Source organism: Oleiphilus sp. HI0132, from assembly GCF_001635845.1.
Window position 1 is genome coordinate 1 of record NZ_LWGJ01001417.1, and the last position, 11,226, is coordinate 11,226.

At 45.8% G+C, this 11,226-nt stretch carries 10 protein-coding genes; 3 read left to right on the plus strand and 7 right to left on the minus strand.

All coding sequences use genetic code 11. The features are described from left to right. The 3 genes from A3766_RS21595 to A3766_RS21605 form a co-directional block, all read left to right on the plus strand. The coding region (locus tag A3766_RS21595) for an SDR family oxidoreductase (protein WP_068642962.1) at positions 1 to 543 on the plus strand (543 nt) is incomplete at its 5' end. 173 nt (positions 544 to 716) lie between these two features. After that, a complete protein-coding gene (locus A3766_RS21600; protein ID WP_068506703.1) occupies positions 717 to 1,496 on the plus strand; it encodes an SDR family NAD(P)-dependent oxidoreductase in 780 nt (259 codons plus the stop codon). An 82-nt stretch (positions 1,497 to 1,578) separates the two neighbouring features. Further along, positions 1,579 to 2,802: a trans-acting enoyl reductase family protein gene (locus tag A3766_RS21605; RefSeq protein WP_068506700.1), complete on the plus strand. Its 1,224-nt coding sequence runs from the start codon at positions 1,579 to 1,581 to the stop codon at positions 2,800 to 2,802. 45 nt (positions 2,803 to 2,847) lie between these two features. Here the strand turns inward: A3766_RS21605 and A3766_RS21610 are convergent, their stop codons facing one another. The 7 genes from A3766_RS21610 to ybeY form a co-directional block, all read right to left on the minus strand. Beyond that, positions 2,848 to 3,489: an endonuclease gene (locus A3766_RS21610; protein WP_082865261.1), complete on the minus strand. Its 642-nt coding sequence runs from the start codon at positions 3,487 to 3,489 to the stop codon at positions 2,848 to 2,850. A gap of 402 nt (positions 3,490 to 3,891) precedes the next feature. After that, positions 3,892 to 4,905 carry a DNA polymerase III subunit delta gene (gene holA, locus A3766_RS21620; RefSeq protein WP_068506694.1) on the minus strand — a complete coding sequence of 338 codons (1,014 nt, stop codon included), beginning with the start codon at positions 4,903 to 4,905 and terminating at the stop codon, positions 3,892 to 3,894. A 2-nt stretch (positions 4,906 to 4,907) separates the two neighbouring features. Further along, a complete protein-coding gene (gene lptE, locus A3766_RS21625) occupies positions 4,908 to 5,453 on the minus strand; it encodes an LPS assembly lipoprotein LptE (RefSeq protein WP_068506692.1) in 546 nt (181 codons plus the stop codon). Between the two features lie 84 nt (positions 5,454 to 5,537). Then, positions 5,538 to 8,123 carry a leucine--tRNA ligase gene (gene leuS / locus A3766_RS21630; protein ID WP_068506690.1) on the minus strand — a complete coding sequence of 862 codons (2,586 nt, stop codon included), beginning with the start codon at positions 8,121 to 8,123 and terminating at the stop codon, positions 5,538 to 5,540. Between the two features lie 156 nt (positions 8,124 to 8,279). Continuing rightward, a complete protein-coding gene (gene lnt, locus A3766_RS21635) occupies positions 8,280 to 9,824 on the minus strand; it encodes an apolipoprotein N-acyltransferase (RefSeq protein ID WP_068506687.1) in 1,545 nt (514 codons plus the stop codon). Between the two features lie 85 nt (positions 9,825 to 9,909). Continuing rightward, positions 9,910 to 10,791 carry an HlyC/CorC family transporter gene (locus tag A3766_RS21640; protein ID WP_068506685.1) on the minus strand — a complete coding sequence of 294 codons (882 nt, stop codon included), beginning with the start codon at positions 10,789 to 10,791 and terminating at the stop codon, positions 9,910 to 9,912. A 19-nt stretch (positions 10,792 to 10,810) separates the two neighbouring features. After that, a partial coding sequence (gene ybeY, locus A3766_RS21645) for an rRNA maturation RNase YbeY (protein ID WP_068642965.1) occupies positions 10,811 to 11,226 on the minus strand: 416 nt, incomplete at its 5' end.

An 11,226-nucleotide genomic window follows, 5' to 3' on the forward strand; every position in this document is an offset into this window, starting at 1 on the left:
GAATCATGCTTTGCTCATATCGAAAGCAAGCACGGCAAGCTCGATATTCTAGTTAACAATGCAGCAGCCAACCCATACTTTGGCCATATTCTTGATACAGACCTAGCGGCCTATGATAAAACTGTTGATGTAAATATCCGTGGTTACTTTTTTATGTCAGTCGCTGCAGGCAAATTGATGAAGAAAAATGGCGGTGGTGCCATCGTCAATACTGCTTCAGTTAATGGCTTACAGCCCGGCATGATGCAGGGGATTTATTCTATTACCAAAGCGGCGGTTATCAATATGACTAAAGCCTTCGCGAAGGAATGTGCACCGCTGGGTATCCGTTGTAATGCTATTTTGCCTGGCCTGACTAAAACCAAGTTTGCCGGGGCGTTATTTGCTAATGAGAAAATGCACAAAGCCGCAATGCAGATGATTCCTATGCATCGTCATGCAGAGCCAGAAGAAATGGCAGGTACGGTACTTTACCTCGTATCTGATGCAAGCTCCTACACCAACGGCGAGTGTATTGTCGTTGATGGTGGACTAACGATCTAAATTAAAAAATGTAATCACCGAGATCACAGAGCAGCCTGAGGCCTACACCGAGAAAATATTTGTATAATAATATGTACTTTTTTTTGTCTTCTCTGTGAAGCAAAGCGCTCGGTGTTCTCTGTGGTGAATTCATTTTTTAGTTTTAGTAATACCTATTAATTCAGAGATAAACTATGGATAACCTACTAGATTTTTCAGAAAAGGTAGCATTGATTACCGGCGCTGCCAGTGGCTTTGGTAAAAGCCTAGCCGAAGAGTTAGCCAAGCGCGGAGCGAACTTAGTGCTAGCTGACTTCAACGAAGAAGGCTTAACACTGACAAAGCAGGATTGTGAAACCCTAGGCAGTAAGGTTATTGCCTTAACGGGTGATATAGCTGAAGAAGCGCATTCTGAAGAACTCGTAAAGGCTGCGGTTGATAATTTTGGCAAGCTTGATATTGCTGTTAACAATGCTGGTATCGCTCCTAAACTGGGCCCATTGGTTCACCTGGACGGCCCAACGCTTTCTCGTCAGTTAGATGTTAATACTAAAGGTGTCGCGTTTGGCCTGAAGCATCAGTTAAGAGTCATGGCTGCTCAAAAAGAGGGTGCGATTCTGAATGTAAGTTCCATGGCAGGTTTAGGTGGAACGCCGATGGGAAGCTCCTATGGCGCTGCCAAGCACGCTGTAATAGGTCTAACTAAAACGGCCGCAGTTGAATGTGGGCCTATGAATGTTCGAGTTAATGCGATTTGCCCCTTCTTTACGTCAACGCCGATGGTTGATAATCCAACGATGAATCCGAATGATAATATCGAAGAGGTCAACAAGAACCTTGCGCGCGGCTGTCCGATGAAGCGTATCGCACGAGTTGAAGAAATTGTGAATGTCATGGTCATGATACTGTCACCAGCGAATAGTTATATGAACGGTATTGCTATACCGGTTGACGGCGGCATGTCAGCCATGTAATTTCAAAGGGGTCAGACTCGATTGAATTTCAATCGAGTCTGACCCCTTTGAAAATAAGCTATAAAAATAATAGGAAGAGGTCATGAGTACAAAGCGCGAATTCGATGTGATCATATGGGGAGCAAGTGGTTTTACAGGCCGCTTAGTTGCCGAATACTATCTAAATACCTACGGCCTCGATGGCGAACTAAAATGGGCAATGGCTGGACGCAACCAAACCAAGCTTGAAGAAGTTCGAAAAGGCTTAGGTAACGATAACATTCCTCTTATTCTTGCCGATAGCCACGATACGGCTAGCCTGAATGAACTGGCAAAACGTACTAAAGTCGTCTGCACAACGGTCGGTCCTTACGCTAAATATGGAAACGAGTTAGTCGCCGCGTGTGTCGAGAACGGCACTGACTATTGCGACCTGGCCGGCGAGACGCAATGGATTCGTCGCATGATCGACAAGCACCACAAAGCGGCAAAAGAAGCCGGTTGCCGGATTGTCCATTGTTGTGGTTTTGACTCGATTCCTTCCGACATGGGTGTGTACTTTCTTCAGCGTGAAGCAAAACATCACTATGGCGAATATTGCTACCATATCAAGATGCGCTTAAAAGCTGCAAAAGGGGCGATGAGTGGCGGTACCTTTGCCAGTATGAATAATGTGATGCTCGAAGCGAGTAAAGACCCTGAAGTTAAGAAGGTGATCTTCAACCCTTATGGTTTGAACCCTCAGGGGGAAATGTCGGGCCCTGATAAGCCAGATATGCAAAGCGTTAAATACGACTCTGACCTAAAAGCTTGGATCATGCCTTTCATCATGGCGGCAATAAATACGCGCGTTGTTCGACGCTCTCATGCTTTGAAGTCTTACCCGTATGGAAAAGACTTCCTTTATGATGAAGCGATGATGAGCGGCAAAGGCTTTACTGGAAGAGCCAAAGGTTATGCTGGCTTATTGACCTTAGGCTTGATGATGGCAGGTAAGCCGGGGTCTTGGTATAAAAATACAATTAATCGCTTTTTCCCTGAACCTGGTGAAGGGCCAAATAAAGCAGAGCGTGAAGCTGGCTTCTTCACCTTTAGTGTAATTGGCCGTATGAATGACCGAACATTGGTTGCCAAGGTTACAGGTGACCGAGACCCAGGTTATGGTTCTACTTCTAAAATGCTTGGTGAAAGTGCAGCCTGTTTAGCCTTGGATAAGAAACACTTGCCGAAGATGTGCGGAGTGTTGACACCCTCAACAGCAATGGGTGATGCCTTATTGCATAGGCTAGAAGAAAAGGCTGGTCTAGGCTTCTCAATCGAGCCCTAAGGTTATTGAGTTCAGGGTAAGTCGGGTTTTAACCCGACGATGCAGTTAATCAATGTTATAAGCTAAAGATGGGTTGGAGATAAACTCATTTTCATTGCCCTGATACTCAGCCACAATCGCATTACGTGAGACTTCCTCCGGGCTTGGTGGATCATTCTCATGCCATAGTTTTAATAAAGACATATGAGTACGCAAGGGTAGGTCATAGTTAGCCTTCATATAAAACAGAATTCTGGCAATATCCCCTTTGAGCTCGTTAGGTGGGTCAATAATGTGTAACTTCTTTCGAATGCCGCAATTATTGGCCTCAATCGTTTCTTCTAAGTTGCCGAACTTTGCGCCTTTTCTTTTAAACTCAAAGTAAGAGTCAGCCGGAACAACATTATGCAAATCAGAGATTATTTCCATATAGCGATCGTCTGAACGAAGGCACTGGCGTTTAGTTCCGCATTGAAGGTGGTCACGTACTTGAGCGCTTGGGTAAATATGGCTGACCGCGAGAAGCGGTGTTTTCTTTGAGAAAGACTTTTTGCAGAAAAAGGTCTGCCCGCCATTTTTATAAATGGCGCCCCAAAATTTATCCTTAATCACTGATTTGTAATCAGCTGCCGCGATTGAACTTAATAGCAAGCAGCTGATAGCGATAACTATCGCGCTACATATTTGTTTGTTGCGTTTTAAGCGCATTCAGGTTTACCTCGGTGAAGCTATTGGTAGTAAAAGAAGACTGCTTAACAACTTATATGATTCTTATAATTGACGTTAGCATAAAAAGTGAGCGCTGCCCCCTTATAAGTGAGCTAAAAATGTTAGATTCTGAAAAACATTGTAAAAACAGCGATCGGAAAGAGGCTTTAATGTTTATTTGTGATAAAGAGTGTGCGCTAAAGAACTTATAATGCTTTGTTGTGCTTTTGTTATTTTTTATTTTCAAAAGCTTATCTATGGAAATTAAAGCATCTTCGGAAATGAGTTTTCGAATGTGAGAATTTTGTAGGCGGCCCGTCCCGGGGCGCAGGTCGTTCCTCGGAGTGTCAGATAGCCCGGTGGTTCCGTTCGCGCGGACAGAGGCCCCGCCTACCTTTGGCTTTATCCCTTAGCAATTGCCAAGGTAATATCAGTCAACACGTCCCAAGGGGAAATGCCCTTTTCGACACCTTTGATCAGGTCATCGACTTTCTTACACTGATCTAAAAGGCCCAATAGCTTTTGAGGGCTGTGCTTTTGTGCGGCGGCAGACAGACCTGCCTGGCGTTTTTGAATGATACGATGTTGTTTGAATAATGCCGGCAATGGCTGACCTTTGCTCAGGGCATGAGACAAATTCAGTAGTAAGCGAATCTCTTTACTTAAAGCCCACAAGACAAAGGTGACTTCTACGCCTTCAAGGCGAAGGTGGGAGATGATTTTTGCGCTTTGCTTGGCCTTTCCGGTCAAACAGGCGTCGGTAAGGTTAAAGACATCGTAGCGAGAAGCATCTGAAACACTTTCCAACACATCTTCAGTAGAAATTTCGACACTGCTGTCAGGGTGAAGAAGCTTAAGCTTCTCAAGCTCCTGTTGTGCAGCGAGTAAGTTGCCTTCTAATCTATCAGACAAAAGTGAAACGGCGTCACGAGCTAAGTTCAAGCCCATTTTATTGGCTCGTTGAGCTATCCAACGCGGCATCTCGTGTAGATTGATTGGCCATATTTGAATGATGGCACCAGTCTGATCAAGTCGGCTACACCACTTGCTTTTAAGTGTGGAAGCATCGAGTTTATCGGCGCAGATCAGTAAAATCTTATCTTCTGGCAAATTATCGCAATATTGTTGAAAGGCTTTTGCACCGGGGGTACCGGGTTTAGATTTTCCAAGTCGAAGTTCAGTTAGTGTCTTTTCTGCAAATAAAGACAGAGTGTTAGCTTCTTCGTTTAAGCTGGTCCAATCGAACTTGCGGTCAACTTCCAGAATCTTTCGCTCATCAAAGCCTTGTTTTTTGCAGTTCAGACGAATGCTGTCCAAAGCTTCTTGAACCAATAGTGGCTCGTCACCGGTTACCAAATAAAGCGGTAAGAGCTTTTTTTTCAGCTCATTCTCAAGTTGCTCAGCTTTGATGCGCATACTTACTCAGAGCCCTCGTTACTGCCGGAATCGCTGGTAGTTAGCGTTTGTTTATTTACGACATCTATCTGGCGGAATATTTCTGAAGCAATGCGCTGGCTAAGTTCAGACTGTAGCTCACTGCGCTCGCGCTCTTTTGATAATAGTGCAGAGGACTGGTGGCGATAGCTATTACGAACGACGATTTCCTGTTCAGCGAGTACTTCTTCGCTCTCTTGAAGAACTAATTGATAACTTACTTTAGAGCTCAGCCCATATTCAGCGGTTGAAGCATTGCTTTGCAGCGACAAGGTACGAGACTCTTGCTCGATAGGGGAGATAGCTAGCCGATACTGAGCATTGTCATCAAAGCTAATATTATTCAGCATCAACTTTTGGCGTAGTGTTTGGCAAAGCTGCCAAGCACGAGTGGTTGGGCAGTCGAGTTTTATACTGGAAAAGCCCTTAGGAGCGTCATGTTCAGAATAACCACGAAGCTGGAAACCGCATGCCGACAGCAAACTAAAAAGCATGATCATTACGATGATCAAAAGTTTATTACGTGGCATATAAGGCTCTCACTGAAATAATAATCGCCCCGAAGCTTTAAGCGAGGGGCGATATTAAGGAGGAAAGAACAGGTCTATCGTTGCCTAGTTCGCAACGATATTAACCAGCTTTCCAGGTACAACGATTACTTTACGAACGGTCTTGTCATCTGTAAAGCGTTTAACGTTTTCATCATCCAAAGCAGTTTGTTCCATTGCTTCTTTGCTGATATCAGCAGGCACGTCAAGCTTGGACCTTACTTTACCATTCACCTGAATAACGATCGTTTGCGAAGCCTTAACCAAGGCGCTCTCGTCAACACTTGGCCAGCCCGCGCCGATAACTGCGTCTTTGTGGCCCAGGGTTTCCCATAGCTCATGTGAAATATGAGGCGTGATTGGTGCAAGCAGTAAAGTAACGGTTTCAAGCGTTTCCTGCATGACCGCACGGCCTTGCTCACTGACATCAACAAACTTCGAGGCTGTATTCATTAGCTCCATAATAGCCGCGATTGCTGTGTTAAAGGTTAAGCGGCGGCTAACGTCGTCACTTACTTTAGCAATCGTTTCATGCGTTTTTAAGCGAAGCGCTTTCTGCTCTTTGTTCAGGCTGGCAACATCGAGTGCAGCCACATCGCCCTGAGAAACGTGAGAATACACCTGGCGCCAGATACGCTTAAGGAAACGGTTTGAACCTTCAACCGCACTGTCAGACCATTCCAATGATTGCTCAGGAGGCGCAGCAAACATAATAAACAAACGAACGGTATCAGCACCAAACTGGTCGATGGTGGTTTGTGGGTCAACACCGTTGTTCTTAGATTTCGACATCTTGCTCATGCCAGAAGACAACACTTCGCTACCGTCAGACTTGCGCTTGCAGCTAATGGTTTTGCCTTTTTCGTCCGTCTCGATATCGACTTCAGCTGGCGCGATCCAGATCTTGCCACCTTTATCGTCTTCCTGATAGAAGCTTTCAGCCAATACCATGCCTTGGCATAACAGACGCTTGAACGGCTCGTCACAATTTACCAAGCCGACATCTCGTAACAGTTTGTGGAAAAAGCGCGCATAAAGCAGGTGCAAAATAGCGTGCTCAATACCACCAATATATTGGTCTACAGGCAGCCAGTAATTTGCCGCGCCTGGGTCTAACATGCTGTCAGCAGACTGAGGTGAACAGTAACGTGCGTAATACCAAGACGATTCCATAAAGGTATCGAAGGTATCTGTTTCACGTAGTGCAGGCTGACCATTATGAGTCGTCTTTGCCCACTCCGGGTCGCTCTTGATAGGTGAGGTGACACCGTTCAGCTCAACGTCTTCAGGCAGTACAACAGGCAGCTCATCTAAAGGAACAGGAATCGCGCTGCCGTCTTCAAGATTCTTGATCGGGATAGGTGTGCCCCAGTAACGCTGGCGAGAAACACCCCAGTCACGCAAGCGATAGTTAATACGCTTTTTGCCAGTGCCTAGCGCTTCGAACTTGGCAACAATGGCATCAAAGGCTTCTGCCGAGCTTAGGCCGGTGAATTCACCTGAAGTCACCAATACGCCTTTTTCAACAAAAGCTTCTTCTTGTACATCTATGTCGTTGCCGTCTTCCGGCGCAATCACCTGCTTGATAGGAAGCTGGAAAGCCTTGGCGAATTCATGGTCACGCTCATCGTGAGCCGGTACCGACATAACCGCACCTGAACCGTAATCCATCAAGACAAAATTAGCCGTCCAAACAGGTACTTCTTCGCCCGTAATTGGGTGGATAGCAGTAAAGCCGGTTGGAATACCTTTTTTCTCCATCGTCGCCATATCTGCTTCAGCGACTTTGTTGTTCTTACACTCTTCAACAAAGGCTTTCACCTCAGCATTATTCCCTGCCGCTTCAAGAGCAAGAGGGTGCTGGGAAGCAACTGCAACGTAGGTCACACCCATTAAAGTATCTGGGCGAGTGGTATAAACGCTTAGCTTGTCATCTCGACCTGCTAGGTCGAATGAGAATTCCAAACCTTCAGAGCGGCCGATCCAGTTGCGCTGCATGGTTTTGACCTGCTCAGGCCACTCATCTAACTGATCGAGATCTGCCAACAGCTCTTCAGCATAATCAGTAATCTTGATAAACCATTGTGGAATTTCTTTACGCTCGACCAAAGCACCAGAGCGCCAGCCGCGGCCATCAACAACCTGTTCGTTTGCTAAAACAGTTTGGTCGACAGGGTCCCAGTTGACGGTTGCGTTCTTCTTGTAAACCAAACCTTTCTCGTAAAGCTTGGTGAAGAACCACTGTTCCCACTTGTAGTACTCAGGCTGACAGGTCGCCAGTTCGCGACTCCAGTCGTAGCCAAAGCCCAGTGCGTTCAACTGAGTCTTCATGTATTCGATATTTTCGTAGGTCCACTTGGCAGGTGCTACCTTGTTATTGATCGCAGCATTCTCTGCAGGAAGACCAAAAGCATCCCAACCCATTGGTTGCATTACGTTTTTGCCTTGCATGCGCTGATAGCGAGAAACAACATCGCCAATGGTGTAGTTACGCACGTGGCCCATATGTAGTTTTCCGCTCGGATAAGGGAACATGGACAGGCAGTAGTATTTCTCTTTTGTTTCGTCTTCAGTGACAGCAAAGCTGTTGTTGTCTTGCCAAAATTTACGGGCTTTTTCTTCTATTTGCTGCGGTTGATAATGTTCTTGCATGAGAGTCTTCAATGTCGCGTGTTTTTATAAAGAGTGAAAAATAAGGTACTTTTTAGAAGCTTGGCGCTTAAAGATGGATAAAGCATCAAGCCGACTAAAACCAGCCGGCTATTCTAGCCTAGATTACGGTGCTTTTCACGCTTCTGTTGATGCTTTTCAGCGCCTGACTCTTAGTACTAAAACGAGCAGAGCACAAAACCAAAATAGGGGAGTGGAACCAGTGTGTGAAAAAGGTGTGCGTCCTTCCAGTAAACGAATTTTAGAAAACAAAATCGTTTGTACAAATTGCTCACTTTGGGCTGTAATCTTTCCGCGCTCGTCGATGATCGCACTAACCCCATTATTGGTGCCGCGCACCATGTAGCGGGCATTTTCAGCAGCACGCATCTGCGCCATTTCCAAATGTTGAAGCGGGCCTATCGAGGTGCCAAACCAACTGTCGTTACTGATGGTGATCAGGTAATCTGCGTCGGCCGACTGCTTGGCAACAAAATCAGGGTAGACCACTTCATAGCAAATAAATGGCGCCACTTGATAGTCGAAGGACTTTAGCAAGGCTTGGTCTTCTGCACCGGTTCGAAAGTCAGACATGGGTAGGTTGAAGAAGTCGATCAGGCCACGCAATAAATCTTCCAGCGGAACATATTCCCCAAAGGGAACCAATTTCTGTTTATGGTAGATACTTTCGCCTTCTGCTTCACGCGCACCAAGACTAACAATACTGTTGTGGTAAACCTGGCGACCGCTCTCTCTATCGATGTGTCGAAAGGGGATGCCGCTGAAAATATTACTATTATTCGCTTTCGCCAGTTCAGACATTACATTCAAAAATGGAAGGGCCTGGTCATATAACCTGGGCACCGCCGTTTCTGGCCAAACAATCACATCACTCTGCCAGGCCTGCTCGCTCATGGTCTCGAGTAGTTTTAAGGTTTTTGGAATTTGTGAACGTCGCCATTTAAGTTCTTGGGGAATATTAGTCTGAATCAGCGCGACGCTGAGCTCATCTTTAGAATCTTCAGTATTGCTAACTTTACTTTGGCTCCAGTTAATGGTGCTTAATGCAGGCCCGCTAATCCAGAAGATCAGTGCAAAAGCGAGTAAACCGAACTTGTGCTGCTTAGTATCAGAAGCTAACAACAAGGCTAAAGCGGTGCCGCTTAGTGCAACAATGAAGGTAAGCCCGTGTACACCAATCACCGGGATCCAACCGCTTAAAGGTGACTCAAGATGCGAATAGCCCAAAAATAGCCAGGGGAAACCCGTTAGGAATACAGTCCGAAAACCATCACCCAAGACCCATATCGCGGTAAATAAAAAGCTGTTTATTAATGTGTTGTCACCGCGTAGTTTGAAGTAGAGCCAGAAGTTCAAAGCGCTAAACAGGGCCAAGCCAGCAACAAAAATGACAGTTAAGCCACCTGCAAGCACTGGTGGCGCATTGCCATAGGTGTTAATACTAACGTAAACCCACGAAGCGCCTGAACCAAAAAGCCCTAAGCCAAATATCCAACCATACAAAAAACCTTTCTCGGCTTTGCCTGAAGGTTTTAAGGCTTGCGTGCAAAGTAGTATCAATGCAATCGAAATAGGGCCTAGTAGCCATAAGCCATATGGGGCAAGTGTGAAGGTTTGCAGTGCACCGGCTACTAACAGGCAAATGAAAATTAAGGGCTTGGGCAGAGACGGGAATAGGTTCATGGAGTGTCAAATTTCAATGGGGTCAGACTCGATTGAAAATATTGCGGTTTCAATCGAGTCTGACCCCATTGAAACCGCTGGAATATCAATTCTTCTCTATCTTCACCAAGCGAATGCTTCGGTTATCAGCATTAAGTACTGTTACTTTAAAGCCATACATAAGAGTTGTATCACCGCGGCGGGGCAGGCGTTCGAACTTCTTCAGAATCAGGCCTCCAATGGTGTCGAATTCCTTATCTGGCAGTTCCGTTGAAAAGTACTCATTAAATTCATCAATAGGGGTGATGGCCTTTACGTTATACTCGCCATCAGTAAGAGGCTTAATTAACGCTTCGTCATCGATGTCGTGCTCATCTTCGATCTCGCCCACGATCTGCTCAAGAATATCTTCAATCGTTACAAGCCCGGCAATACCGCCATACTCATCGGCAACAATTGCCATATGATTACGGTTTTGCTTAAACTCCTTAAGAAGCTGATTTAATCGCTTGCTCTCAGGTACAACCGTCGCTGGCCGTAAAGCCTCAGAAATCTTGTTTTTGCTAAGTTGTCCTTTTATCGCTAGGGGCAGTAAATCTTTAGCAAGCAAAATACCGATAATATCGTCAGTTGACTCGCCAATAACCGGAAAACGTGAGTGAGCAGACTCGATAATGCTATGCATATACTCTTCAGGCTCAAGCGTCGCGCGTACGGTAATCATCTGGGAGCGGGGAATCATCACTTCGCGAACTTGCATGTCGGTGACTTGCATCGCGCCTTCGATAATACTGAGCGAGTCAGCATCGAGAACGTTTCGGTCTTCTGCGGTACGGAGAATATCCATAATATCGCGCAGCGACGCAGGCTCATCTGAAAAAGCCTGGGTGAGTTTTTCAAACCAGCCTTTTGAACTATTTTTATGTTCTTGCTTGGCTTTACTATGGCCTGACTGGCTACTCGGAGGTTTTGAGTTATCTTCGTTCATAAACGTTTTCTAGCGAATCCTATGCTGTATCGTGGTTTGCAATAGTATCATCTTCGACGATCTCAGTGTAAGGGTCTGGAAAGCCAAGTTCAGCCAGAATTTTCACCTCAAGCGCCTCCATCATATCTGCTTCATCGTCCTCGATATGGTCGTAGCCCTGCAGGTGCAAAGTGCCATGAACCACCATATGAGCCCAGTGAGCTATTTCTTGCTTCGACTGTTCCGCTGCTTCCTTTGCTACCACAGGGGCACAGATTACCAAATCGCCCAAAAGGTTAAGCTCAATCTCGGCTGGCGCTTCGAAAGGAAAAGACAAAACATTAGTGGGTTTATCTTTGCCGCGATACTGGCTATTCAATGATTGGCTTTCTTCCTTGTCGACAATACGAACGGTAAGCTCATATTCTTGTTCGTGCTTTTTCCTATCATGAAGTG

What these genes read in the sequence shown, in the direction of transcription:
- A3766_RS21600 (WP_068506703.1), top strand. Translation starts at nt 717, where the DNA reads ATGGATAACCTACTAGATTTTTCAGAAAAGGTAGCATTGATTACCGGC.
- A3766_RS21605 (WP_068506700.1), top strand. Translation starts at nt 1,579, where the DNA reads ATGAGTACAAAGCGCGAATTCGATGTGATCATATGGGGAGCAAGTGGT.
- A3766_RS21610 (WP_082865261.1), bottom strand. Translation starts at nt 3,489, where the DNA reads ATGCGCTTAAAACGCAACAAACAAATATGTAGCGCGATAGTTATCGCT.
- holA (WP_068506694.1), bottom strand. Translation starts at nt 4,905, where the DNA reads ATGCGCATCAAAGCTGAGCAACTTGAGAATGAGCTGAAAAAAAAGCTC.
- lptE (WP_068506692.1), bottom strand. Translation starts at nt 5,453, where the DNA reads ATGCCACGTAATAAACTTTTGATCATCGTAATGATCATGCTTTTTAGT.
- leuS (WP_068506690.1), bottom strand. Translation starts at nt 8,123, where the DNA reads ATGCAAGAACATTATCAACCGCAGCAAATAGAAGAAAAAGCCCGTAAA.
- lnt (WP_068506687.1), bottom strand. Translation starts at nt 9,824, where the DNA reads ATGAACCTATTCCCGTCTCTGCCCAAGCCCTTAATTTTCATTTGCCTG.
- A3766_RS21640 (WP_068506685.1), bottom strand. Translation starts at nt 10,791, where the DNA reads ATGAACGAAGATAACTCAAAACCTCCGAGTAGCCAGTCAGGCCATAGT.